The following is a 26,491-nucleotide window of genomic DNA, read 5'->3' on the forward strand; positions in this document are numbered from 1 at the left end:
ATGTGCTACCCCTGGCTTTCCATGGTGTGCAGGACAGCGGATGACACATCCGCTGTGGTGGCGTTTCCGCCGAGGTCGGCCGTGTGGTGCCGGGCATCTCGCAAGGTGCCCGCCACCGCGTCACGGATGCGGTGAGCCGCGCCGGTGTGTCCGAGGTCGTCGAGCAGCAGCGCCCCGGAGAGCAGGCATGCCACCGGATTCGCCACGCCCTTCCCGGCGATGTCCGGTGCGGAGCCGTGGACGGGTTCGTAGATGCCCGGCACATCGGCGCCCGGAAGAACGTTGGCGCTGGGCGCCATGCCCATACCGCCGGCGAGCACCGCCGCGAGGTCGGAGAGGATATCGCCGAACAGGTTGCTGGTGAGCAGGACGTCGAGGGAGCGCGGAGCCTGGATCATACGGGCGGCCATGGCGTCGACCAGCACGGTTTCCAGCCGGACCGCCGGGTACTGCTCGCCGACCTCGCGCACCACCCGGTCCCACAGCGGATAGCCGTATCGCATCGCGTTGGACTTGGTCACCAGGCACAGCCGCCCCGACCGCCGGCCGGCCAGGGCGAAGGCATGGTGCGCCGCCCGCTCGATGACGCGACGGGAGTGCACCGCGATCTCGATGCCGAGATCGTGTCCGCTGCCGGCGTGCGCCACCCCGCCGGCGCCGACGTACTCGCCCTCGGTGTTCTCGCGGACGATGACCAGGTCCACGCCATCGGTGTCGCGCACCTTGGTGGGGACTCCGGGGAACGCTCGCACCGGGCGGATGTTCACGGCGAGGTCGAGCTGCTGCCGCAGGCCGATGATCAGGCCCCAGACCAGTTCGTGATCCGGCACATCAGGGCGTCCGACGGCGCCGAACAACACGGCGTCCGTCTGCTTCACGAGGTCGGCCGCATCGGCCGGCATCGCCGCGCCCTGCCGGAGGAACCGCTCGCCTCCCCAGTCGAACGAGGTCACGTCGAGCCGGTGGCCGTCGGCCTCCAGCGCGGCCCGGAGCACGGGCAACGTTGCCGCGACGACCTCGGGGCCGATTCCGTCACCCGGTATGACGGCGAGCCGCACGACCTTGGTCTCCCGCGTCATATACGCCACCTTCCCCTCTCACTGGCCTGACCAGTAAGCTCACTTGCCAGGTACCGTGACGACTGAGGCTGTGCTTGTCAAGGGTTCGTATGCGACGGGTATCGCAAGGGGGCACCGCCCAGCGGTCGCTGGGGGATAGGGAGAGTGCAAGTGCTCACCGAACAGGGCCTGGCCACCATGCCGGCCGTCGAGATGGTGGCCGGATTCGCCGACCACACGCTGTCGCCCGTGCAGGTCCACGACGCCGTCCAGGCGGTGATCGAGGCGCGCGAGAGTGTGCTCAACGCGTTCTGGGTGCGGGATCCGGATGAGTCCCGCAAAGCGGCCCTGGCCAGCGAGGCGCGCTGGGCGGCGGGGGAACCGCTCGGGCCCATCGACGGCGTGCCCGTGACGCTGAAGGAGAACGTCGCCCGCAGGGGCGTCCCCATGCCCTCGGGCAACGCGGGGACCGTGCCGGTCGTCCCCGAGGCGGACGCGCCCATCACCGCGCGGGTCCTCGAATCCGGTGGGGTGGTCCTCGGGTCGACCGTGATGCCGGACTGGGGCATGCTCTCCTCGGGAGTCTCCAGCCGGCACGGCATTACCCGCAGCCCCTGGAACCCCGCCTGGACCACGGGCGGTTCCAGCTCCGGCGCGGGGGCCGCGGCGGCCGGGGGATACGGTCCGCTCCACGTCGGCACCGACATCGGGGGATCGATCCGGCTGCCGGGCACCTGGCTGGGGCTCGCCACGCTCAAGCCCAGCTACGGAAGGATCCCGCTGGACGCCCCGTACCTGGGGCGCGCCGCCGGCCCCATGGCGCGCACCGTGGCGGACGCGGCCCTGTTCATGAGTGTCCTGAGCCGGCCCGATCCCCGGGACTGGTCGAGTCTGCCGCCGCAGGACATCAACTGGTCGGCGTCGGCCGGCGAGGTGCGCGGACTGCGGGTGGGGGTGCAGCTGGACGCCGGTTGCGGGGAGCCCTGCGACGCCGAGGTCCGTGCCGCGGTGAACCGCGCCGCCGCGCTCTTCGAGGCGGCGGGAGCCGTCGTGGAGCCGGTGGAGCCGTTCATGAGCCAGGATCTCCTGGACGATCTGGATCTGTTCTGGCGGGTGCGGTCCTGGAACGACTTCCGCGAACTGCCGGCCGAGGCCAAGCTGCGCGTCCACCCCAGCATCATCCGATGGTGCCAGGGGGGCGCGGATGTGCCGGGCACCCGGGTGCTCCAGTGCTACCAGCAGATCATGCGTATCCAGGAGCGGACCGTGGCGGCGACGCTCCCGTACGATCTGGTGCTTTCGCCGGTGGCTCCGGTGGCGGCGTTCCCCGCCGAGCAGCCGATGCCGTTCCTGGAAGACGCGAAGACCATGGCCCATATCGGCTTCACCGCGCCGTACAACATGTCGGGCCAGCCCGCGGCGACCGTCAACTGCGGTCTGACGGCGGACGGTCGGCCCATCGGGGTGCAGCTCGCGGGCCGCCGATTCGACGATCTCGGTGTCCTGCGGGCGGCGGCGTGGTACGAACAGAACCGGCCTGCCGAGGCGGTCCCGCACTGGCCGGACAGCGCCCCCGGGGCGACCACCGGGGCGACCACCGGGGAGAAGACGACAACGCTCGAAGGGGAGAAGCCGTGAGTGACGGGGCACAGTTCCAGCAGGTCTCGCCGGTACGGCTCTACCAGCGGATCGTCGAGCAGATCGAGCAGGCGATCACACGCGGCGACCTCAAGCCCGGTCAGCGCCTGCCGAGCGAACGAGAGCTGGTGACGCAGTTCGGGGCGAGTAGGCCCACCGTACGCGAGGCCCTGCGCGTACTGGAGAGCAACGGCCTGATCCGCTCGCGCCCGGGTGACCCGAACGGCCCGGAGATCCTGCCGTTCTCCTCGGCGGGCCTGACCAAGGAGATGACCCGGCTCGTCCAGTTCGACAATGTGTCGATGGCCGAGTTGATCTCGTTCCGCATGATCCTCGACGGCTCGGCGAGCATGCTGGCGGCCCGGCTGCGGTCCGAGGAGGAACTGTCCGCCATGGAGCGGACGATCGCCGTCATGTCGGACGCGATCGAGACGGGGTACGACGAGTTCAGCAAGGCGGACGTCGCGTTCCATGAGGCGGTGGCCGTGGCCAGCCGCAACTCCCTTATCGAGGTCTGCAACCAGGTGGTCCGGGGCGCCGTCCTCTCGCTGATCTCGGACAAGGTCGCCCATGCGCACAACCGCAAGGCGCTGATGCGCGAATCGCTCCAACACCACCAGGAGGTGCTGGAGGCGATCCGGGCACGGGACGGCGCGGCGGCGGCGCGCATCTCGCGACGCAAACTCCTCGACTACTACGCCGGCTACGTCCCCGAGAGCGAGCAGGGGCCGCTGCTCGCTCTCGTGGACGACGAGGAGCCCTGAACCGCCGGCAGGTGGTCAGACGTTGCGCCGGTACTGGCCGCCGACCTCGAAGAACGCCTCGGTGATCTGCTGAAGCGAGCAGACCCGGGCGGCGTCCATGAGGACGGCGAAGACGTTGTGGCCGTTCACCGCCGCGTCCTTGAGGGCCATCAGGGCGGCGTGGGCCTGGTCGCGGTGGCGGGCCTGGTAGTCGCCCACGCGCTCCAGCTGGGACTCCTTCTCCTGCTCGGTGGCGCGCGCCAGCTCGATGGTGCCGGGCTCGGCGGTGTCCGCGCGCGGGTTGCGGAACGTGTTGACTCCGATGATCGGCAGGGTGCCGTCGTGCTTGCGCTGCTCGTACAGCATCGACTCGTCCTGGATCCGGCCGCGCTGGTAGCCGGTCTCCATGGCGCCGAGCACACCGCCGCGCTCGCTGATCCGCTCGAACTCGGCGAGCACGGCGGCCTCGACCAGATCGGTGAGTTCATCGATGATGAACGAGCCCTGCAGGGGGTTCTCGTTCATCGCCAGGCCCCATTCCCGGTTGATGATCAGCTGGATGGCCAGGGCCCGGCGGACCGAGTCCTCAGTGGGGGTGGTCACCGCCTCGTCGTAGGCGTTGGTGTGCAGGCTGTTGCAGTTGTCGTAGATGGCGATGAGCGCCTGCAAGGTGGTGCGGATGTCGTTGAAGTCCATCTCCTGGGCGTGCAGGGAGCGGCCTGAGGTCTGGACGTGGTACTTCAGCTTCTGGCTGCGCTCATTCGCCCCGTACTTCTCCTTCATCGCCACCGCCCAGATGCGGCGGGCGACCCGGCCGAGCACGGAGTATTCGGGGTCCATGCCGTTGGAGAAGAAGAAGGACAGGTTCGGGGCGAAGTCGTCGATGTCCATACCGCGCGCCAGGTAGGCCTCGACATAGGTGAAGCCGTTGGCCAGGGTGAAGGCCAGCTGGCTGATGGGGTTCGCGCCGGCTTCGGCGATGTGGTAGCCGGAGATGGACACCGAGTAGAAGTTGCGGACCTTGTGCGCGATGAACCACTCCTGGATGTCGGCCATCATCCGCAAGGAGAACTCGGTGGAGAACAGGCAGGTGTTCTGGCCCTGGTCCTCCTTGAGGATGTCGGCCTGCACCGTGCCGCGCACACTCGCCAGCGCGTGTGCGCGCAAGCGGGCGGCCTCCTCGGGGGACGGGTCACGCCCCTCGGCGGTGCGGAATCGCTCGGTCTGCTGGTCGATGGCGGTGTTCAGGAAGAACGCCAGGATGGTCGGCGCGGGTCCGTTGATCGTCATGGAGACCGAGGTCGTCGGCGCGACCAGGTCGAAGCCGTCGTAGAGGGCCTTCATGTCCTCCAGCGTGGCCACCGACACCCCGGAGGTGCCGACCTTGCCGTAGATGTCGGGGCGTTCGCCGGGGTCACGGCCATAGAGGGTGACCGAGTCGAAGGCAGTGGACAGCCGCGTGGCCGGCTGGCCCTCGGAGAGCAGCTTGAAGCGCCGGTTGGTACGGAACGGATCGCCCTCGCCGGCGAACATCCGCGCCGGGTCCTCCCCGTCGCGTTTGAACGGGAACACCCCGGCCGTGAAGGGGAAGTAGCCGGGCAGGTTCTCCCGGCGCCAGAACCGCACCAGCTCCCCGTGGTCGGTGAACCTGGGCAGGGCGACGCGGGGGACCTTGTTGCCGGACAGCGACTCGCGGGTCAGCTTGGTACGGATTTCCCTGTCGCGGACCTTCACGACCTGCTCGTCACCGGAGTAGGCGGCCACGACGGTCGGCCAGTTCCCGATCTGCTCCGTGACGTCGTGCGGAAGTTGCTTGCGGGCGTCCTCCAGCAGCGACTGCACGCTCCCGGCGTCGGAGCCGGCCTCGACGAGCTCGCCCCTGACCGCGTCCAGGCGCTGCACCCTACGGGCCGCCCCGGCCAGCCGCTCGGTCTCCTCGTGGTACCGGCGGACCGTCTCGTTGATCTCGGCGAGATAGCGCACCCGGTCCGTGGGCACCACCTGCCGGATGCCCGAGGAGTGGCGTACGTCGACCGGCGGCAGCGTGCCCTCGGACAGGGGCAGGCCCCGCTCGGCCAGGGCGGTCCTCAGATACTGGTAGAGCGCGGTGACACCATCGTCGTTGAACGTGGCCGCCGAGGTGCCGTACACCGGCATGTCCTCGGGCCGCATACCGAACGCCTCGCGGTTGCGGACCAGTTGGCGGCCCACATCACGCAGTGCGTCCTTGGCGCCGCGCCGTTCGAACTTGTTGATGGCCACCACGTCGGCGAAGTCGAGCATATCGATCTTCTCCAGCTGCGAGGCGGCGCCGAACTCCGGCGTCATCACATACAGCGAGGTGTCGACGAACGGCACGATCGCCGCGTCTCCCTGGCCGATGCCCGGTGTCTCCACGACCACCAGATCGAACCCGGCCGCCTTGACCACGTCGATGACATCGGACAGCTGCTCGGGCAGCTCGCGGCTGCCGCGCGTGGCCAGGCTCCGGAAGAAGACCCGGTGCCCGTCCAGGGAGTTCATCCGGATCCGGTCACCGAGCAGCGCACCGCCGCCACGGCGGCGGGTCGGGTCGACCGCGATCACCGCGATCCGCAACTTGTCGTGCTGGTCCACACGGAACCGGCGCACCAGCTCGTCGGTCAGTGACGACTTTCCCGAGCCGCCGGTGCCGGTGATGCCGAGCACCGGTGTGACCCGCGCCGCCGCGGCGGCACGCATCTGTTCCAGCAGCTCCGGGGGCAGCTTGCCGAGTTCGGCACCGGTGATTGCGCGGGCGATCGCGAACCGGTCGCCGGCGAGTACGGCGGCGGCGTCGGCCGGCTTGCGGTCCCAGAGGTCGAAATCGCAGTCCCGCACCACCGAGTTGACCATCCCGGCGAGGCCGAGCCGCTGGCCGTCCTCGGGGGAGAAGATCGTCACCCCGCATTCGCGCAGTCGGGCGATCTCCTCGGGCACGATGACACCGCCTCCGCCGCCCACCACGCGGACGTGGTCCGCTCCCCGCTCGCGCAGCGACGCGGCCAGGTACTCGAAGTACTCGACATGTCCGCCCTGGTAGGAGGAGACCGCGACGCCGTGTGCGTCCTCCTCGAGCGCCGCGTCCACGACCTCGCGGACGGAGCGGTTGTGCCCGAGATGGATCACCTCGGCGCCCTGGGACTGGAAGATCCGCCGCATGATGTTGATCGACGCATCGTGCCCGTCGAACAGCGCCGAAGCCGTAACCAGGCGGACAGGGTGCACAGGGCGGTGCAGATCGTTCATGAGGGCCTTCCCGGACAGCTGAGGGGACGCTGACCAACAAGATACTAGGACGTCCTAGTAAATTACTGAAGGTGAGGTCGGTGTGAAGAGAAGCACAGCGGGCGAGCCCTCCCGGCTCACAGCGCGGCGACGAGCCGCCTCAGCATCTCGTGCGCCGGCAGCAGCGACGGGCCGTACCAGGTGATCAGCCGACCGCTGACCAGGCGGGTCGGTGTGCGGCGGAAGGCCTCGGGGCCGTCGCTCTCGGTGAACACATACGGCTCGTCGGGCAGCAGGACGACGCCCACGTCCGGTTGGTCGATCTCCTCCAGGGCCATATGCGGATAGCGGTCCGGATGCCGGGCAAACGCATTGGCGACACCGGCCCGGCGCAGCAGGTCGCCGGTGAAGGTGGACCTCCCGACCACCATCCAGGGGTCCCGCCAGATCGGGACCGCCGCGGTGACCGTGGCCTCGGGAAGGGGGCCCGACCAGAGCTCCCGCGCCGCGTCGAGCCAGTCGGGGACCGGGACTTGAAGCGCCTCGGCGAACAGCCGCTCGAGCGAGTCCAGGGCCTGTGGGACGGTCTCGATGACGGTCACCCACACCGGCACTCCCGCGGCGCGCAACCGGGTGACGTCGAGTTCGCGGTTCTCCTCCTTGTTCGCGATCACGAGATCCGGCCGAAGCCGGGCGATCGCCTCCCGGTCGGGGTTCTTGGTGCCCCGCACCCGTACCACGTCCAGATCACCGGGATGGGTGCACCACTGGGTCGCCCCGACCAGGACCTCCGGATGGCCGTCGGCGACCGCCTCCGTGAGCGACGGCACGAGGGACACCACCCGGCGGGGCGGACGGGCCAGGTGCACGGCGGTGCCCATGTCGTCGTACAGCGGCGGCATGACCGCTCCCCTCGCTTGCTCTCGTACGGTTTCGGACATCCACAGGCCTACGACGCCAAGCCTTGAGTGTCGCGCCATTGCGCGACCGCGTTCTCACCCGCGTTCTGCGCGATCTCGCCGAGCCCGGACAGGGCCAGGATGTGTGCCTCCCGATCACCGACCGCGGTGGCGGCACGCAGCGCGGTCTCGCCGGCCTCACGCGCCGCGACGAGATCATGGTCCCGGGACAAGGCCAGTGCGTGCAGGGCGGCCAACCTCGCCCCGATCTCCGGGGCGGCGCCCCCCATGGCGAGGGCGGTTTCGGCCCGGCGGCGCAATTCGCCGGCGAGATCCATGTTCCACAGCGCCCCACCGAGGGCAGCCTGCAGCCGGCTGAACGCCTCCGGCGATGGCCGGCCGGCCAGTAGCCGGTCGCCTGCCGACAGTGCCTCGCGGTTCCTGCCGGCCCGTGTCAAGGAGAGGATCGTCCGCTCACCCACGGTGAACCTCAGCGGCAGTGCCGGGGGCACCAGATCCAGAGCGCGTGTCATCAGGTCGGCCGCGAGGCCCGGCGTGACCGACAGTACGTCGTCGGCCGCTCGCTCAAGCAGCGCCACGGCTTCCTCGTCCCCGTGCAGGGCTCCCCTGAGGATGTGCGGCACCGCATCGATCGGCTGATGGCCCGCGGAGACAAGGTGGTGGGCAGCCTCCCGGTGAAGAGCCTTCCGGGCTGACGGCGGGATGTCGACATAGACCGCCTGGCGCAGCAGATCATGCCGGAAGGCCAGATGATCGCCGCCGTCGTCGAGGAGTCCGGCGCGCACGGCTTCCTCGAGCGCCTCGATCAACGCGGCGGTCGGCCGGCCGCAGAGCGCGGCGGCGTCGTGGAAACCGAAACTGCGTCCCAGCACCGCTCCCATCTGGAGGAAGCGCAGCGTGCCGGGCTGCAGGGACCTGGGATCAGGGCCAACCCGCCGCTTCCGGTGCGGGCCACCGAGGCGATCAGCGCCTGAAGCTCTTCGAGCTCGACCTCTCGGCCGCGCAGCCCCCTACGGGTCAGCGATCCGCCTGCCCTCGCCACTCACGTACCTTTCCTATCCGTACTCCCCGGCCGAGGCCGGTCTCCGCCCACGCAAAACGGTCCAAGTGGGGTCCTGTGTCGGCGAGCGGCCGGCAGAGCGACGGAATGCCCGGGACGGGATTAGTGGCAGCATAACGGGTCACATCTCCACCGCCGCTGCGCACCCCCTCGACCCCGGGCGTGACAGTCCGGCTGTAGACCAGGTCACTGAACTCCAGGCCAAGCCCCGCCCCGGCCCGAGTCGGCCTGTAGTGCGTAGGCACCAGGACACGTAAGTGGCTGGTCCGGGTGGACCAGGGGAAGACGGCGGCCAGGGACGATGCCCGGCGGCGCGCCGGAGAGAAATGTTGGAGGCGTGCGAATCCCGCACATCAAGCAGGTCCACGCACTTGCTCGCAACCAACGATGAAAAGGACATCTATGTCCGAAGCTGTGGTTTCCCCGGTCCGCATCGGGAGGCTGTCGATCGGCGCCCTCGGCGCCCTGGCACTCGCCCTCGGCACCCTGCAGACAGTGGTGGATCCAGCGCTCCCGCTGCTGCAACGTGAGCTGGGGGTCAGCTCTGGCGAAGGGGCACTGGTCTCCAACGCAGTGCTCATCACCGGCGCCGCCGTCGCACCCGTCGCAGGCAAACTTGGCGACCGCTACGGCGGAAAGCGGGTGCTGGTCCGGCTGATGGCCGTGGTCTCGGCCGGTGGTCTGTTGGCCGGCCTGGCGCCGAACCTGCCGGTGTTGTTACTCGGTCAGGTATTGCAGGGCGCCATGGTGGGTGCGCTGCCCCTTTCCTTCATCCTGGTGCGCAAACACCTCCCGGCAGGGGAGTCACAGCTGGGGATGGGGCTGGTCATGGCGCTGTTCACGGGCGGCGGCATGGTGGGAACGCTCACTGCCGGGCCGATCGCGGAAGGACTGTCCTGGCATTGGATGTTCGCGCTGCCGACGATCGCGATCATCGCGACGACGTTGGTCGTGGCTCGGTTGATGCCGCATGATCCGCCGATCGAATCGGAGTACGGGATCGACTGGCCTGGCGTGGTTCTGCTGAGCGGCACGTTGCTCGCGTTCATGCTCGGGCTCGTGAGGGTGACGGGCGACGACGGCCTGCCGCCACTCACGGTCGGGGCCCTCGCGGTGGTCGTGGCCGCCCTCGCGACCGGATGGGTCGTCGTCGAGCGCCGGGCAGCCTCGCCGATGGTCGATCTACGCATGCTGGCAAAGCCTGCGATGTGGCATGCGTGCATGCTCACCATCGTCATAACCACCAGTTTCGGGATGGTGAGCTTTCTGCTCCCACAGCTGTTCGGGGTACCGGGCGACGGGTACGGCTTCGGAGCCAGCACCACCGACATCGGACTGTTCCTGCTGCCCGGCGCCATCGCCGGGGCGGTGAGCGATTCGGTCGGCGGGATCACGGCGCGGCGTTTCGGTCTGCGTGCCGTGGTCGTCGTGGGCGCCGTCGTCACGGCGGCCACGATGACCACCCTGGTGTCGCTGCACACCGCGGAATGGCAGCTCGTCCTCGCGAAGGCGCTGGCCGCGATGGCCGCGGGCGTCGGTACCACGGCGTTGCTCACCAGCGCTGCCACCGCCGTCGAGACCAGGGACATCGGCATCGCCACCAGCGTGCTCGTGGTGACTCGCGTAATCGGCATCGCCCTGGGCGTCCAGATCGCCGCCGCGATCCTCGACGCCGGGGCCGACCCGACGACGGGCCTGCCTACCGAATCGGCCTTCGTCACAGGTTTCGCCGTCGCCGGCCTCGTCGCCGCACTGTCACTGCTCGTTGTCCGTATCACGAAGAAAAAGGGAGCCCAGGCATGACATCCACCGGTCTGTCGATGGACATGAGTACTACGGCGAAGCGCAGAGTCCTGATCTCCGGGGCCAGTATCTCCGGACCCGCGCTGGCGTACTGGCTGCACCGGTCCGGATTCGCGGTCACAGTGGTGGAGAAGGCAGGCGCACTGCGCGACGGTGGTTACCCGATCGACATCCGCGGTACCGCGATAGAGGTGGTCCGGCGGATGGGGATACTGCCGCAACTGCGGGACGCGCATATCGACTCGCGTCGCTGCACTTTCCTCAACGCCGATGGCAGTGAAGTGGCCTCGGTCAGCCCGAGCGCCGTTGCCGGCGGTGTCGAGGGGCAGGATCTCGAGGTACGTCGTGGGGATCTGGCCGCGATCCTCTACGCGATGGTCCGCGACGACGTGGAATTCCTGTTCGGCGACTCCATCGACACCCTCGACCAGTCCGAACAAGGGGTCGACGTTACTTTCCACAGTGGGCAACGGCGCACGTTCGACCTGGTAGTCGGCGCCGACGGTATGCACTCACACACCCGGGAGTCCCTGTTCGGCCCCGAAGAGCAGTTCCACCGCTACCTCGGCTACTGCTTCGCCATTTTCACCATGCCGAACACCTTCGGGCTCTCCCGCGAGCTCATGATGTGGAACGCCCCGGGGAAAGCCGCGGCCCTCTACGCCGTCGGGGGCAACGACGAGCTGCACGCCTTCCTGAACTTTCACCAACCAGACCCGCCGTTCGATGCCCTCCGGAACCCCGACGCCCAGCGGGACCTGGTCGCCACGATCTTCGCAGGCGCGGGATGGGAGGTCCCTGGCCTGGTCAACGCCATGCGCGACGCGGATGACCTGTTCTTCGACACGGCCGGTCAGATCCGCATGCCCCGCTGGTCCAACGGCCGCGTCGCGCTCGTCGGCGACGCCGCGTACGCACCCTCGTTCCTTACCGGACAAGGCTCAAGCCTTGCGCTGGTCGGTGCCTACATGCTCGCCAACGCCCTGGCCACGAACCGGGACCACACTGCGGCCTTCGCCGCCTACGAACGCGACGTTCGCGAGTTCGTAGCCATGAATCAGGCACTGGTCGACAACGGTGCGGCCACGCTCTTCCCCACCACGGTGCGGGCCCTGGAGCAACGCAACACCATGCTGCGTGGCCTCGTCACCATGCCCTCCGCGACAGCACGACCCGCCCACTCAGCCCTTACGCTGCCCGAATTCGCCCCGATGCCGTGACCTGATACGCCGGCCGCACTGAGAACTCCTGACTCCGTACCTGCCGGCGTCGGCTTACCGAGTGGACCGAAGCCGGTGCTCCATCGCCCTACTCCCAACGTTCGTTGCCGGCGAGCGTGAGTAGGTGCTGATGGCGCCGGTTGGGTGGCGAGGTTGCCGACTGCCCGGTGAGCTGGCGGAGTTGGGCGGAGGTGACGGCGCGAGGTCGGCGCCGGGCTCCGAGCCGCCGAAGGGCCCCGTATCGGACTACGGCAGGCGGCCGGTGCCGCCGTCGGGGGCTGCGTGGGCCAGGCCCGTCCGGTAGGCGATGACGACGAGTTGCGCCCGGTCGCGGGCCTCCAGCTTCGTCATGGCGCGCTGCACATGGGCGCGGACGGTGAAGGGGCTGAGGAACATCCGCTCGGCGATCTCCTGGTTGGACAGGCCGGTCGCGACCAGGGCCACCATCTCGCGTTCGCGCGGCGTGAGCACGGCGAGCTGTTCGGGGTGGTGCGACGGGGTGTCGTCCGGTGTGGCCAGGAAGCGGGCGACCAAGGAGCGGGTGGCGGCGGGGGACAGCAGAGTGTCGCCGTCGGCGATCGTACGCACGGCGTCCAGCAGGTCCTCGGCCCCGATTCCCTTGCCGATGAAGCCACCGGCCCCCGCGCGCAGCGCCTGAGCGACGTACTCGTCGGTCTCGTACGTGGTGAGGATCAGGATGCGGCTGGCACGCAGTTCCGGGTCCGCGCAGATCTCCGACGTGGCGGTGAGACCGTCCACCTCGGGCATACGGATGTCCATGATCACCACGTCCGGGCGCAGTTCCCGGGTGAGTCTCACCGCCTCCCTGCCGTCGGCGGCCTCGCCGACCACGGTGATGTCGTCGGCACTGTCGAGAAGCATCCGGAAGGCACCGCGCAGCAGGGCCTGATCGTCGGCGAGCAGCACCCGGAGTGTCATGGCGCATCCCCGGTCTCTCCGCCGTCCGTCCGTCCGTCGCCGGTCCGTTGTCCGTCGCCTGTCACTCCGTCGGCCATCGGCCCCTCGATGGTTGTTGCTCCGTCAGTCCTCCGCGTCGTGTCCTTGGCGGGCGGGAGAGGCAGCTGGGTGGAGACGAGGAAGCCGCCCTCCGGGCGCCTGCCCGCGGAAAGGTGTCCCCCGACCGCGGTGGCACGTTCACGCATCCCGATCAGACCGTAACCGGGCGGACGGTCCGGCACCGTGGACGCGCTCGGTCCCGTGGATGCGGTCGGCGCCGTACGGGCGCCCCCTCCGTCGTCGGCGACGGTGATGGTCACGCGATCGCGGTTCCAGACGAGGCGTACCCGGGCGCTACCGGTACCGGCGTGCTTGGTCACGTTGGTCAGGGCCTCCTGGACGATGCGGTAGGCGGTGAGGTCCACTCCCGGCGGCAGCGGCCTGGCCGTACCCTCCTGGTGCACCGACACCTCCAGACCCGCGCGGCGGAAGGACTCGAGGAGCGTGGGAAGCCGGGAAAGGCCGGGCGCCGGTTCGGCGGGCCCGGCCGCGTCCCCGGACTGACGCAGCAGACCAACCGTGGCCCGCAGTTCGTCGAGCGCGTGGCCGGTGGTCTCGACGAGCTCCTTCAGGCTCTTGCGGGTCTGCTCCGGGCGGGCGTCGAAGAGGTGGGCGGCGACCGTGGCCTGCGCGTTGGCCAGGGTGATCTGATGGGCCACGAGGTCGTGCAACTCCCGGGCGATGCGAACCCGTTCCTCGGCCACTCTCCGGCGCGCCTCGCTGTCCCGGCTCTGCTCGGCCCGCTGGGCCCGCTCCTCCACGGCCGCCAGGTAGGCCCGTCGGTTCTGCACCGAGTGACCGAGTACGCCGGCCACCAGCGGGAACGCCGCCACCGCTCCCACCCTGCTCGCATCCTTCCACGAGAGGGCCCCGAACAAGGGGGTGGAGGCGACAAGGAGCGCCACGGAGGTGAGCGACACCGCGCTCACCGCGTGCCGTTCGGTGCGCACGGTGAGCGAGTAGGCGGTGATCACGGCGGGGGCCACGATGAGCGGGCTCAGCAGGAGGCCCAAGGGTGGCACCAGCATGCCGCTCGCGGTCGTGGCCGCCATGGCGGCCAGGGGTGCCCGGTGCCGCACCGGCAGCACGGCACAGGACACCACGGCGATGAAGTAGGCGGCGGGGGGCGGCGGTGACAGCGTGCTGCCGTCGTTCTGCACCACGCCGCCGAGCAGACAGAGCGCGAACGCCGTCGCCGTGACCGCTGCCTCCCGCCACCACGTGCCGCGTGGTCGCGGGCCACCGCCACCCGTGTTCGTCATGGCCGGCTCAGTGCCGGTGCCGGCCGACGGGGAGCCGCGGCACCGCTGCGTCCAACTCGGCTGCGGAGGCCGGGACATGCCTGCTCAGTTTCTCACCCTCGATATCCACATTCGGCAGCACGCGGTTCAGGATACGGGGCAGCCACCAGGCCCGGTGGCCGAGCAGTGCCAGGACCGCGGGTGCGATCGCCATCCGGACCACGAAGGCGTCGAAGGCGACGGCGGCGGCCAGGCCGACGCCCATCGTCTGGATGGTCGGGCTGCTCATCCCGATGAATCCGGCGAACACGCTGATCATAATGATCGCCGCCGCGGCCACCACACGTCCGCTGTGCCGGAAACCGTTGACGATTGCCTCGCCGGGGGACGCGCCATGGACGTAGGCCTCCCGCATCCGGGTGAGGAGGAAGACCTCGTAATCCATGGCGAGGCCGAACACGATTCCGATGATGAGAATCGGCATCAGCGACATGACCGGTCCGGTCTGCTCGATGCCGATCAGGTCTGCCGCCCAGCCCCACTGGAAGACGGCGACGAGGACACCGAAGGCGGCACCCACCGACAGCAGGAAGCCGAGCGCGGCCTTGACCGGGACCAGGACCGAGCGGAAGACCACCATCAGCAGGAGCACCGCCAGGCCGATGACCACGGTCAGATAGGGGACGAGGGCGTCGGACATGGCTTCGGAAATGTCGATGTTCATCGCGGTGGTGCCGGTCACCAGGATGTCGGCGCCCGTGTCGGCCTCGACGCCGGAGACCGCGCCCCGGATCGCGTGCACCAGGTCCTTGGTCTCGCCGCTGTTCGGCGCGGTCTGCGGGACGGCGGTGAGGACGGCCGTGTCCTTGCCCCGGCTGAGAACCGGATCACCGACCGACGCGACCCCGTCCACTCCCCGTACGGTCTTGGCGACCAGGTCCGTGGTGGCCCGGGTGTCCCCGGACCCCGAAGACGCTGGCATGTCCACGACCAAGGTCAACGGGCCGTTGAAGCCGGGGCCGAAGCCTTCTGACAGCAGGTCGTAGGCACGGCGCTGGGTGGTCTCCACCGACTTGGACTCGTCTCCGGGCAGCCCGAGTTCGAGGCTCAGCGCCGGTAGGGCGACGGCGCCGAGACCGAGTCCGGCGATCAGCAGCACGGCCGCCGGTCGGCGCAGCACGAACCGTGCCCAGCGGGTGCCGAGCCCGGGCCGGCCGGCCGCGGTGGGCACGGGGTGCGGGCGCTCGCTTCCCGGCCGCTCGCTTCCCGATCGGCGATACGAGGGTTCCTTGCGGACGGCGCGGGACAGTACCCGTCGGCCGAAGAAGCCGAACAGCGCGGGGACCAGGGTCAGTGCGACGAGTACGGCAAGGGCCACGGCGCCCGCGCCGCCCATGCCCATCTTGGTGAGTTCGGGGATTCCGACGACCCCCAGCCCGACCAGGGCGATGAAGACGGTCGCGCCGGCGAAGACGACGGCGGATCCGGCCGTGCCCACCGCCCGGCCGGCGGCCTCCTCCGGTTCGCTGCCCTGGGCCCGTTCGTCGCGGAAGCGGGAGGTGATGAAGAGTGCGTAGTCGATCCCGACCGCAAGCCCCAGCATCAGCGCCAGGATGGCGACGGTGGACGTCAGGCCCAGCGGCACGGCCAGCGCGGAGACCAGGCCGAAGGCGATGGCCACGCCCACGAAGGCGGTCAGCAGCGACAATCCGGCCGCGACCAGCGACCCGAGGGCGAGGACCAGCACCACCGCCGCCACCGCCACGCCGATGATCTCCGTCGTACCGCCCGGTTCCTCTTCCGAATCCAGGGCCGAGCCGCCGATCTCCACGGTCAACCCCGCGTCCCGGGCCTGGCTCGCGGCGTCCTCGAGGGCGCTCTTCGTCGGCTCGGCCAGGTCGACGGCGTCCGCGGTGTAGGTGATCGTGGAGTAGGCGATGGTGCCGTCCTCGCTGACAGCACCGGTCTCATAGGGGTCGGTGGTCGACGCGACCTGATCGCCCCCGTCCAGCGAGCCGAGCGTGTTCTCGACGGCCGCCTTGTTCTCCCTGGCCGTCACCCGCTGCCCGTCCGGGGCCCGGAACACCAAGCGGGCCTCGGCCCCTTGGGAGTTGCTCTGGGGGAAGCGCTCGTCCAGCAGATCGAACGCCTTCTGCGACTCGGTGCCGGGCATGGAGAGGTCCTCTTCCTTCCCCTCCGGCGCCATGGCGGCGGCGACGACGGCCAGCACCAGGACACCCAACCACAGACCACCCACGAGCCGGCGGCGCCGGAAGGCCCACCGTCCGATCCGGTAAAGAAATGTCGCCACCTGTTGATCACTCCAAACACCGCTGGGCAAGGGGAATGCGTGAGATTCACGCGCCTCCAACACTCCCCTCCGGCGCCCCGCCGGGCATCGTCCCTGGCCGCCGTCTTCCCCTGGTCCACCCGGACCAGCCACTCACGTGTCCTGGTGCATACGCACTACAGGCCGACTCGGGCCGGGGCCGCGCGCAGCGGTCGGCGCACCGTCAGACGCCGCAGGCGTGACACCGACGCACGCGGCCCCGGCCGGTGAGGTTCCCGGCGTCCCGGTAGGTGATGCCGTCCCTGCTGATGCCGACCTTCGCGCCCGGCACCGCGCCGGACGGCGCGCTGTACGTCTTCGCTGTCATCGAGCACACCACCAGGCGCAGCCGGATGCCCGGCGCCACCGCACACCCCGCCGCGGAGTGGATCGTGCAGCTCGGACGTAACCTCCTCATGCACCTCGAAATGCACCTCGGGACCGCGACTCAGAGTTCACAGCCGCCTTCAGGCCTCACCGCACTCGCGTCAGGGTCTGTTCCTAGGGCGCAATGCCGGGCGAGCGCGTCGGCCGTTGTCCAGGTGAGGCGTCAGTTCGGCGACTGTGGGAGCCTCGAAGACGGTCTGTAGGTCAAGGCCGATCCCAAACTGTGCGCGGACGCGGTTGACCAGGAGCATGGCGAGCAGTGAGTGCCCGCCCAACTCGAAGAAACTGTCGTCCCGGCTGACATCGGGTACCCCCAGGATGTCGGCGAAAAGCTTACACAGGGCTTCTTCCCGGTCGTTGCGGGGGAGTTGCGAGGTCGAGGCGGCCGTGTGGCCGGGGGCGGGCAGCGCGGCGCGGTCCAGCTTGGCGTTGATTGTCAGAGGCAGTGCCGCCAGCTGCACGAAGGCCGACGGCACCATGTACGTGGGCAGGCGCTCGGCGAGCCGGTCGGCGAGCACGGCCGTGTCCAGTGCGGCGCCGGTGTCCGATATCACGTAGGCGACGAGTCGTTTGTCGCCGGGCCGGTCCTCGCGCAGTGTCACCACGGCCTGCCGTACTCCGGGCAGGGCCGTCAGGGTGGCTTCGATCTCTCCCGGCTCGATCCGGAAGCCACGGAGCTTGACCTGGTCGTCGGTACGGCCCAGGTAGAGCAGGTTGCCGTCGGCCGTCCAGCGGACCATGTCGCCGGTCCGGTACATCCGTTCGCCGGCCGCGCCGAACGGGCACGCGACGAAGCGGGTGGCCGTGAGTCCCGCGCGTCCGACGTATCCCCGGGTCACGCCCGGGCCCGCGAGATACAGCTCGCCGTCCACTCCGGGCGGCACCGGCCGCAGGGCGTCGTCCAGGACGTATGCCTGGGTGCCGGCGATGGGTCCGCCGATGGTGACGGAGCGGCCCGGGGCCAGGAATGCGCCGGTGGATCCCACGGTGACCTCGGTCGGCCCGTAGAGATTGAACAACGGGTTGTCGACGGACCAGAGGTCAGCCACCATCTGCGGGACCGCCTCGGACCCGGTGACGATCGTCGTTCCGGCCGGCACGGCGGCCGAGGGCAGCGCGGACAGCAGCGTCGGCGAGATCCACACGTGCGTCGCGCCATGGGCGGGCGTACTGCCATGCTCGGCCTCGGCGAGTGCCTCGGGCCGGATGAACCGGAGCCTCGCGCCGGTGAGCAGGGCCATGCCGATCTCCCACACGGACGCGTCGAAGCCGATCGAGGCCAACTGCAGCACCACGCTCTGCGGGCCGACTCCCAAGGCGGATGTGTGGGTGCTGATCAGCCGGGTGATCCCGGTGTGGGGGACCGCGACGCCCTTGGGCATCCCCGTGGAACCGGAGGTGTAGATCACGTACGCCGTGGAGGCGATACGCAGCGGAGCGAGACGGTCGTCGTCGCTCACCTCGGTGGCGGGGAAGCCCGCCAGGCCGAGGCCGCCCAGCACGGTGGTTTCGATGTCCGCGTCGCCGAGCCGCGCGGGGTCGTCCACCAGCGCCATCGTGGCCGCGGTGTCCGCCAGCATGAAGGCCATGCGCGCCGGGGGATACGCCGGGTCGATCGGCAGGTACGCCCCGCCCGCGGTGAGCACCGCCAGCATGGCCACCAGGAGGCCGGGGCCGCGCTCCGCCGACACGGCGACGGGGACCTCGGGGCCCACTCCGCGCTCGATCAGATAGCGTGCCAGCCGGTTGACGCTGGCGCTCAACTCGGCGTACGTGACTCCCCCGTCGCCGTCCTCGACGGCGATGGCGTCCGGTCGCTGCCGCACCTGCTCCTCGAACAGGTCGGGGATGGTCGCCGACTCGACCTCGGCGCCACGGCCCCACTCTTCGAGGATCCGCTTCCTCTCGTCGGGGAGGAGCACCTGGAAGGTGCTGAGCCGGGCATCGGGGGCGGCCGTTGCCTGCTCCAGCAGCTGGATCAGCCGCCGGCCCAGGCTGAGCGCGGTCGCGGGGGCGTAGAGGTCCGTCGCGTATCCGACGCTCAGCCTGAGCCCGGAGCCCCCGGAGCCGCCGGAACCCCCGGAGCCCCCGGAGCCCCCGGAGCCGCGGTGCTCGCTGAACTCGAATTCGAGGTCGAACTTCACGACGTCCAGGGGCACCGGGCCGGGCTCGCAGCGAAGGCCGGGCAGTTCGAGGGCGGCGCTGGTGGCGTCGGTCCAGACAAGTGCCGTCTGGAAGAGGGGATTGCGTGACGGGGAACGAGTCGGCTGGAGTTCTTCCACGAGGCGGTCGAAGGGAAGCTGCTGGTGTTCGAAGGCGGCCAGATCGGTCACGCGGACCCGGGCGAGCAGGTCGGAGAAGGAGGGATCACCGCTGGTGTCGGTGCGCAGGACCAGGGTGTTGAGGAAATAGCCGACGAGATCATGCAGGGTGTGGTCGGGGCGTGCCGCGACGACGGCGCCCAGCGGAATGTCGGTGCCGGCGCCCAGTTGGGTGAAGAGGGCGGCCAGGGCGGCCTGGGCCACCATGTAGGGGGTGACCCCGTGGGTCCGGGCCAGTTGTCGCAGCCGCTGGTCCAGTGCCTGGTCGATCGGCAGTTCGACCTGGCCGCCGCGGCGGGAAGCGCGGGCCGGCCGGGGTCGGTCGGCGGGCAGCGTCAGCTCCTCGGGCAGGCCGGCCAGGGCCGTACGCCAGTAGTCGAGCTGGTGGCTCTGCACACCGGCCGGATCACCGGCGTCCCCGATCGTGTCCTCGTACCAGAGCGCGTAGTCCGCGTACTGGACGGGCAGCGGCTCCCAGTCGGGAGCCTCACCCCGAGTGCGGGCTGCGTAAGCACGGGCCAGATCGGTGGTCAGCGGCCTCATGGACCAGGCGTCGATGGCGATGTGGTGGATGGTCAGGACGAGGGTGGAGTCCTGTGGGCCGGTGGTGATGAGTTCAGCGTGCAGGGGAAGGTCGGTGGACAGGTCGATGGCGTGGGCGCAGGCTCGGGCGATGGCATCCTCCGCCTGCTCGGCCGTGGTGTCGGTGAACCGCGGCCGCGGCCGGGCCCGGTCGGCGGGAACGACGATCTGAACGGTCACCCCCTCGCGTTCGGCATAGAGCGTACGCAGGGCCTCGTGCCGCACCGTGAGGTCGGCCAGTGCCGCTGTCAGTGCGTCCCGGTCCACCGCCCCCTGGATCCGGGTGACCACCGGGACATTGTGCGTCGCGTCGGGGCCGTGCAACTGGTGCAGGAACCACAGGCCACGCTGGACGGGGGACAACGGCAGCACCTCGGGGCGCGGCACGACCGCCACCACCCCCGGTGGTGTCCGGTCGGCCGACTCCTCGGCGAGGCGCGGAGCCAGCTGGGCGACGGTCGGCGCTTCGAACAGGGTGCGCACCTTCAGCCGGACGCCGAACCGGACGCGGATGCGGTTGATCAGGCGGATGGCGAGCAAAGAATGACCGCCCAGGTCGAAGAAGCTGTCGTCGGGGCCGACTCGGGTCATGCCCAGCACCTCGGCGAACAGCGCGCCCAGCGTCCGTTCGGGCTCACCCAGGGCCGCTGACCCATCGGGGCCCGGGGTGTGAGCCGGGGATGTCCGAAGGGCCTTGCGGTCCAGCTTGCCGTTCGGCGTGAGCGGCAGGGCGTCGAGGGCGATGACGGCGGACGGGACCATGTACTCGGGAAGCGCCGACTGGGCCAGATCGCGGAGCTCGGTCTCGCCCGGCACCCGGCCCGGCGCGGGCACCACATACGCCAGCAGCCGCTGCTCATGGGCCACCACGACGGCGCGGGCCACCGACTCGTGCGCGTGCAGCACCGCCTCGATCTCCCCGGGCTCGATCCGGAAGCCATGCACCTTGACCTGGTCGTCCGCCCGGCCCAGGAACTCCAGCAGTCCGTCGCGGGTCCGTCGGCCCAGGTCACCGGTGCGGTACATGCGGGCGCCGGGGACATCGCCGTACGGGTCGGCCACGAAACGCCCCGCGGTCAGGCCAGGGCGGGACAGATAGCCATGGGCCAGCTGTACGCCCGCGAGGTAGAGCTCCCCCACGGCACCCGGAGGCACCGGCTGCAGGGCCGTGTCCAGGACGTAGACCCGGGTGTTCCAGACCGGGCGGCCGATGGGGACCGGTTCCACGCCGGGGATGACCTGGGCAGCCGTCACATCCACCGATGCCTCGGTCGGGCCGTAGAGGTTGTGCAGCTCGGCGGTCGGCAGGACCCGGTGGAAGCGTCCGGCGAGCGGCGCGGGCAGGGCCTCGCCGCTGCAGATGACGCGCCGCACCGTGGCGCACCCGGCCGCTGACGGCTCTGCCGCGAGCGCGTCCAGGAACACCTCCAGCATCGACGGCACGAAGTGGACCGTGGTGATCCGCTCGGACTCGATGAGCTCGGAGAGATAGGCCGGGTCGCGGTGGCCGTCGGGCTCGGCCACGACCAGCGTGGCCCCGGTGATCAGCGGCAGGAAGAGCTCCCACACCGACACGTCGAAGCTCGCGGACGTCTTCTGGAGCACCCGGTCGGCGGCGCTCAGCCCGTACTCGTCCCGCATCCACAGCAGTCGGTTGACGATGCCCGCGTGCGGTACGACCACACCCTTGGGGCGGCCGGTGGAGCCCGATGTGTAGATCACATAGGCCGGCAGGTTCGGAGCGTACGCCTTCGGCAACTCACCGGGCGGGCCATCCGGCGCCGCCCCGTCCAGGACGAGGACCGGACGGGCGTCGTCCAGCATGAAGGCGGTCCGCTCGGCCGGGTACTGGGTGTCCAGCGGCAGATAGGCCGCCCCTGTACGGTGCACCGCGAGCAGCGTCGCCACCAGCTCCACCGAGCGCGGCAGCGCGACCGCCACCGTCTCCCCCGGCCCCGCGCCTTTCCCGGCGAGCACCCGTGCCAGCCGCTCCACCCGTGCGTCCAGGTCCGCATACGTCAGCCGCTCGTCCCGGAAGACCAGCGCAGTCGCGTCGGGTGTCCGCGCCACCTGCGCCCGGAACAGCTCCGGCAGGGTCTTGGACGGCACCTCGTGGGCGGTGTCGTTCCACCCGTCCACGACCAGCGCGCGCTCGTCCGCGACCAGCACGTCCAGTCGGCCCACCGGCTGTTCCGGGTCCGCCGCCACCTGCTCCAGCAGGCGGACCAGTCGCTGTGCGAGCGATTCGGCCGTGTGCGGGTCGAAGAGATCGGGACGGTAGGCGATCCGGCCGTGAAGGCGGCCGTCGGGCCCCTGTTCGGCGAGGTCGAACCGGAGGTCGTACGCGTCCGCCCGCTGATCGATCGGGGGTGCCTCGGGGGCGGCGGCTGCCGCGAGTGAGCCCACCATCACCTGGCAGAGCGGATGATGTGCTGGATCACGGCTGACGGCTTTGCCGGTCGCCTCGACCAGTTCCTCGAACGGCAGGTCCCGGTGCTCGTGGGCCGTCAGGAGGGTGGCATGGACCTGGGTGAGAAGTTCGTCGAAACCGGTGTCCCCGGAGAGGCCGATGCGCAGTACCAGGGAGTTCGCGAAGCGGCCGACCAGGTCCCGTGACTCTCCGTGGGGTCGGCCGGAGACCGGTATGCCGAGCGGGATGTCGTCGCCCGCGCCGACGCGGTGCAGCAGGGCTGCGACGGCTGCCTGCGCCACTGTCGACATGCTGATGCCTCGGCTGAGGGCCGATGCGCGCACCGCCCGCGCCGGTTCCGCGCCGACCGTGAAGTCCACGGTGTCGGGCCGGGGACCGGGCGCCTGTCCCCGGGGCCGGTCGACGGGCAGCCTCAGTTCCTCGGGCAGGTCGGCCAACTGATCTGTCCAGTACTTGCGTTGCCGATCCCCCAGCTGCTGGAGCCGGTTGGCCGTCTCGGTCACATGATCGGCGTAACGGGGCGGAGAGCCCCACTGTGGCGCCCCGCCACCCGTGCGCGCCGTGTAGGCAGTGTCGAAATCCCTGAGTAGCGGGCGTACGGACCAGGCGTCGATGGCGATGTGGTGGATGGTCAGAACCAGGGTGGAGTTGGAGTCCTTTGGGCCGGTGGTGATGAGTTCAGCGTGCAGGGGAAGGTCGGTGGACAGGTCGATGGCGTGGGCGCAGGCTCGGGCGATGGCATCCTCCGCCTGCTCGGCCGTGGTGTCGGTGAACCGCGGCCGCGGCCGGGCCCGGTCGGCGGGAACGACGATCTGAACCGGCACCCCCTCGCGTTCGGCATAGAGCGTACGCAGGGCCTCGTGCCGCACCGTGAGGTCCGTCAGCGCCGCGGTGAGCGCCTCCCGGTCCACCACACCCGGGATCCTGGTCACCACCGGGACATTGTGCGTCCCGTCGGGGCCGTGCAGCTGATACAGGGACCACGGACCACGCTGCGCCGGGGACAACGGCAGCACCTCGGGGCGAGATGCCGTTGACGCCGAAGAACCATGTGAAGACTTCTTTTCGGGCATTACCATCAACCTGCCAATCTTCCCTCACACTATGGCGTCAACTGCTGGGGTCCGCAGCTCAATTGTGCTCTGTGGCATGTCGGCCGAGCGTGGCCGTGTGTGATGTTTATGGAATCGCGGGGCACTGGAAAGGGATATATCGCAAATGAATGATTTCGAACCTCGCCTGGTGGAGGCGCTGCAGCCGGTGCGCCACTTCTTCTTGGCGCAGGCGATCGAGTTCGGTCTGACCTCCGGGCTGCTGGACGAACTGGCTGCCGACCGGACGACAGACGACCGGTCGTCGGCGGAGGTGGCGAAACGGTTGAGCATGGACCCCGACCGCCTCCTCGGCCTGCTGCGCTACTTCGCGGCCGAGGGCATCGTGCGCGACCCCGAGACCTCCCCACGGCTGACCCACAAAGGGGAGGAGGCACGTCGGTTCCGGCCGTGGTACGAGCTGCTGATCGGCGGGTATTCCGCGACCCTTCGGGAACTGCCGGCCGTCATGGCCGACCCGAGCGCGTATGCGGGACGTGACGGCGGCATGGTGGGCCTGGGCAGCTGCGGGATCAGCCGCCACGATGCCATACCTCTGGTACGGCGACTGCTGGCGCTGCTGCCGGAAGAGCCCGCGGTCGTGGTCGATCTCGGCTGCGGAGACGGCTCGTTCCTGCTCGAAATCTGCGCGGACCGGGGCCGGGGAATCGGTATCGACCCGGACGCGAGCAGTATCGCGCGCGCCCGTGCGCTCTCCCGTGACCAGGGACGCGGGGCGGAGATGACGTTCGATGTGTCCACGGCTCAGGATTTCCTGTCCCGCAAACTGGATCTGCCGCACCGCTCGGTCTGCTTCATTACGGCGTTTTCCCTTCAGGAAGTACTGGAACAGCGCGACCGCGGGGCAGTGGTCGGCCTTGTGCGCTCCGCTCTGGAGCAGGCGCCGGAGTCCTATCTGATTGTTGTGGAGGTCGATCATCGGCCTACCGACCCCGCTGTCATGAGGCATGGCCTGGGGCTGGCCTACTACAATCCCTATTACCTGTTGCACCAGGTGACGGAGCAGCGGCTCGAGACCGCCGAATTCTGGCGGGACCTCTTCACCGAAGCGGGTGGTTCGGTCGTCGAATGTCTGACCACCGACCCGGAGGTCGACTCGACCGGCCTTGAACTCGGCTTCCTTGTCCGGAAGACCGGTTAGGTCCGCTGCCGGACTTCCCAGGCGGCCATGGCCCGGTCGAGCAGTGCGAGACCTTCCCGGATCCTCCGGGGTGCCAGGCCGGTGGGAAAGCGAATGAATCCCGGGATCACAGGAGCGTAGTTCTCCGAGGTTGTGAGCACGAGCCGGTATTCGTCGAGAGCGAAGTCGGCGAAAGCCTCGACATCGGCCACCCGGAGGTCCATCCAGAGCTGGGTGCCGCCGTTCGGCAGCGGGGCGTCGAGGAGGTTGTGGCCGGCCGCGCTGCGCCGTATGGCGTCGCGGCCGGCCAGAACCCCGTCGACCAGCGCTCCATTTCCATGGCCGACGACCACCGCCGCGATCTGCTGCGCCCGGCTGTTTATCGAAACGGCCTCCCACTCCAGACGGGGGACGATTCGGCTGACCGTCTCTTCGTGCCCGGTGATCCAGCCGATCCGGTCGCCGGGCCGTCCGTAGTTTTTCGACATGGAGTTCACCACGACCAAGTCGGTCCGGCTGACCGCCAGATCGACGGGAGCAGCACAGATTTCCGGCCCGAAGGAGAAAGAATCGTAGACGGCGTCGTAGACCACCAGGACGTCGTGCGCATCCGCGAACCGGCTCAGGAAACGCGGATATCCGGCCCTCGCCGTGGCTCCTGTGGGGTTGTGCGGGAAATTGACGTACAGGACCGTGGGCTCGCGGCACATCGGGGCGAGCACGTCCCAGTCCTCCGCCGACCCCGTGAGCGTGAGCGTCTCCACCGTCAGCCCTGCCGCCAGCATCGCGTCGCGCACTCCGCGGAACACCGGAGCCTGGCAGACCGCCTTCCGGTATCCCCTGGCGACGCTGTCCCGGAACACAAGCCCCAGAGCGTGCATGCCGCCGGCGCTGACGACGATGTTCGACGGACGCACGGCCGCGCTTCCGGACATCTCGTGCTCGCGCCGGGCTATGGCCTCGCGCAGGACCGGCAGCCCCTGCGAAGGCGCGTAGAAGTACGGAGCGTCGTCGGAATCCGGAGAAGCCGTACTGGATTCCGGCTGCTTCCCCTCCGGCCAGCAGGGAACATTCTCCACGAGAACCGACCACGGTTCGTCGGGCCGCGACTCGGCGATCGCCAGCCGACGCTGCAGGGCGGATACAGCCGGTGTTGCGAGGTTCTTTTCGGTGAACTCCGATCGCATCAGCGGTACGTCTCCAGTGTTCCCGTTCTGCGTATGTCGAGGGAGACGCAGTGGAACGATCCTCCCAGGGTGCGCGCGTGGGTGAGGCGCATCGGAAGGACGTCGATCCCGCGCTTCTCGAGAGCGCGGAGAAGCGCGGGCTGCCGCTCGTCCGCCACTACCAGATCCTCATTGATGACCAGGAGGTTCATGCCGACCCAGGGGGAACCGTAGGGGTGCTTGCCCTCATATTCGGTCTCGGTCATTTCCGGGCACCAGAGATGGTCCCAGTCGCGGAGGTAGTCCGGCATGTTCTTGTCGTTGACGCGCTCGGGATTGAGGAGTACGAGTCCGGGCCGGAGCGGGACAATGGTGGTGTCGATATGGGTTCCCGTGTAGATGTCACGGCACGGGTGAACCTTGTACGTGTCTCCCAGCGCCGACTGGAGCCATTTCCAGCCCAGTTCGTTTCCGCTGTCCGACACCAGATACAGCAGATCCGTCCCGCAGCGCATCATGTTGGCGGCGTCGAATGCGGGTTCCAGGTTTCCGAGCCGACGCCCGGGCTCGGCGTCCATGTCGTACATGTCGTCGCCGAGCCGTGGCTTCGGCGCCGATATCCATCGCGCTCCGCTTTCAAAGAACTCCAGCAGCATGTTCTTGTAGGCGAAGGGTTCCAGGAATCTCGACCGAAGAACCATGGGGGTCTCGATGACGGTGCTGCCCACGGTCAGAAAGACATCGCGCGGGCAGTAGTCGTAGAAGCCGTCGGTCTGCCAGTCCGGGGTGGCGAGCTGCGCCGCGTGATCACGGGCCTCGGGCCGCCGGACCTTCACGCCGATTTTCGTGAGCTCCGCGCAGAGCCTCGACAACTCCTCTTCGGTCTCCTCGACAATATGCTGCGCATACGGACCGGAAGGGACTTTGTCGACCGTGCCGTAGTCCGCGTACTCCAGAGTGAACAGGCCCTTGTCGGGGACTGGTACGCGGGCGCCGGTCACGGTGCCGATGATGACTTCTTCGAGCGGGTCCCACTCGTTGTGCACATCGACCAGACTCACTCGGCCTCCCCCTGCGAGTCGGCGGCCATGGCCGCC

The 26,491-nt window shown here is 69.5% G+C and carries 16 protein-coding genes; 5 read left to right on the forward strand and 11 right to left on the reverse strand.

The window, feature by feature from the left end; genetic code table 11:
* Positions 1-5 precede the first annotated feature (5 nt).
* On the reverse strand, positions 6-1,079 hold the full coding sequence (locus tag CCN51_RS20640; protein ID WP_014173205.1) for an isocitrate/isopropylmalate dehydrogenase family protein: 1,074 nt from the start codon (positions 1,077-1,079) through the stop codon (positions 6-8).
* Positions 1,080-1,229: 150 nt separating this feature from the next.
* On the opposite strand from CCN51_RS20640, the gene CCN51_RS20645 reads away from it, so the two are divergent.
* Both CCN51_RS20645 and CCN51_RS20650 read left to right on the forward strand, forming a co-directional pair.
* Positions 1,230-2,696, forward strand: coding sequence for an amidase (locus CCN51_RS20645; protein WP_014173206.1), 1,467 nt, complete (start codon positions 1,230-1,232; stop codon positions 2,694-2,696).
* The gene (locus tag CCN51_RS20650) at positions 2,693-3,460 is read left to right on the forward strand and encodes a FadR/GntR family transcriptional regulator (RefSeq protein WP_014173207.1); all 768 of its coding nucleotides are present in this window, start codon (positions 2,693-2,695) and stop codon (positions 3,458-3,460) included. The genes CCN51_RS20645 and CCN51_RS20650 overlap by 4 nt, the downstream gene beginning before the upstream one ends.
* Before the next feature lie 15 nt (positions 3,461-3,475).
* On the opposite strand, the gene icmF is transcribed toward CCN51_RS20650, so the two are convergent.
* From icmF to CCN51_RS20665, 3 genes are all read right to left on the reverse strand, one after another.
* Entirely contained in the window at positions 3,476-6,706 is a 3,231-nt protein-coding gene (gene icmF / locus CCN51_RS20655) for a fused isobutyryl-CoA mutase/GTPase IcmF (RefSeq protein ID WP_014173208.1), read from the reverse strand.
* 116 nt (positions 6,707-6,822) lie between these two features.
* Positions 6,823-7,587, reverse strand: a complete 765-nt coding sequence (locus CCN51_RS20660; RefSeq protein ID WP_014173209.1) for a helical backbone metal receptor — start codon at positions 7,585-7,587, stop codon at positions 6,823-6,825.
* Positions 7,588-7,634: 47 nt separating this feature from the next.
* Positions 7,635-8,486, reverse strand: a complete 852-nt coding sequence (locus tag CCN51_RS20665; protein WP_238545259.1) for an ATP-binding protein — start codon at positions 8,484-8,486, stop codon at positions 7,635-7,637.
* Between the two features lie 581 nt (positions 8,487-9,067).
* On the opposite strand from CCN51_RS20665, the gene CCN51_RS20670 reads away from it, so the two are divergent.
* Both CCN51_RS20670 and CCN51_RS20675 read left to right on the forward strand, forming a co-directional pair.
* Positions 9,068-10,468 (forward strand): MFS transporter, encoded by a 1,401-nt coding sequence (locus CCN51_RS20670; RefSeq protein ID WP_014173212.1) that lies wholly within the window; start codon positions 9,068-9,070, stop codon positions 10,466-10,468.
* Positions 10,465-11,688 carry an FAD-dependent monooxygenase gene (locus CCN51_RS20675; RefSeq protein WP_014173213.1) on the forward strand — a complete coding sequence of 408 codons (1,224 nt, stop codon included), beginning with the start codon at positions 10,465-10,467 and terminating at the stop codon, positions 11,686-11,688. Before CCN51_RS20670 ends, CCN51_RS20675 begins: the two co-directional genes overlap by 4 nt.
* Before the next feature lie 246 nt (positions 11,689-11,934).
* Here CCN51_RS20675 and CCN51_RS20680 read toward each other — a convergent pair whose 3' ends face one another.
* The 5 genes from CCN51_RS20680 to CCN51_RS20700 form a co-directional block, all read right to left on the reverse strand.
* Entirely contained in the window at positions 11,935-12,627 is a 693-nt protein-coding gene (locus CCN51_RS20680; RefSeq protein WP_043486032.1) for a response regulator transcription factor, read from the reverse strand.
* Entirely contained in the window at positions 12,624-13,967 is a 1,344-nt protein-coding gene (locus tag CCN51_RS20685; protein WP_043488701.1) for a sensor histidine kinase, read from the reverse strand. Before CCN51_RS20685 ends, CCN51_RS20680 begins: the two co-directional genes overlap by 4 nt.
* Before the next feature lie 7 nt (positions 13,968-13,974).
* A complete protein-coding gene (locus tag CCN51_RS20690; RefSeq protein ID WP_014173216.1) occupies positions 13,975-16,257 on the reverse strand; it encodes an MMPL family transporter in 2,283 nt (760 codons plus the stop codon).
* 202 nt (positions 16,258-16,459) lie between these two features.
* Complete coding sequence (locus CCN51_RS56475) at positions 16,460-16,693, reverse strand: hypothetical protein (protein ID WP_193383690.1); 234 nt, start codon at positions 16,691-16,693, stop codon at positions 16,460-16,462.
* A gap of 70 nt (positions 16,694-16,763) precedes the next feature.
* Positions 16,764-23,075, reverse strand: coding sequence for a non-ribosomal peptide synthetase (locus CCN51_RS20700; RefSeq protein ID WP_078610288.1), 6,312 nt, complete (start codon positions 23,073-23,075; stop codon positions 16,764-16,766).
* A 139-nt stretch (positions 23,076-23,214) separates the two neighbouring features.
* On the opposite strand from CCN51_RS20700, the gene CCN51_RS20705 reads away from it, so the two are divergent.
* On the forward strand, positions 23,215-24,249 hold the full coding sequence (locus CCN51_RS20705; protein WP_043486034.1) for a 2-ketoarginine methyltransferase: 1,035 nt from the start codon (positions 23,215-23,217) through the stop codon (positions 24,247-24,249).
* On the opposite strand, the gene CCN51_RS20710 is transcribed toward CCN51_RS20705, so the two are convergent.
* Complete coding sequence (locus tag CCN51_RS20710; RefSeq protein ID WP_014173220.1) at positions 24,246-25,415, reverse strand: beta-methylarginine biosynthesis bifunctional aminotransferase; 1,170 nt, start codon at positions 25,413-25,415, stop codon at positions 24,246-24,248. The genes CCN51_RS20705 and CCN51_RS20710 overlap by 4 nt on opposite strands.
* Positions 25,415-26,455 (reverse strand): inosamine-phosphate amidinotransferase, encoded by a 1,041-nt coding sequence (locus tag CCN51_RS20715; protein WP_014173221.1) that lies wholly within the window; start codon positions 26,453-26,455, stop codon positions 25,415-25,417. The genes CCN51_RS20710 and CCN51_RS20715 overlap by 1 nt, the downstream gene beginning before the upstream one ends.
* Between the last annotated feature and the right edge of the window lie 36 nt (positions 26,456-26,491).

It is taken from the genome of Streptomyces milbemycinicus (assembly GCF_002154605.1).
GTDB lineage: Bacteria > Actinomycetota > Actinomycetes > Streptomycetales > Streptomycetaceae > Streptomyces > Streptomyces milbemycinicus.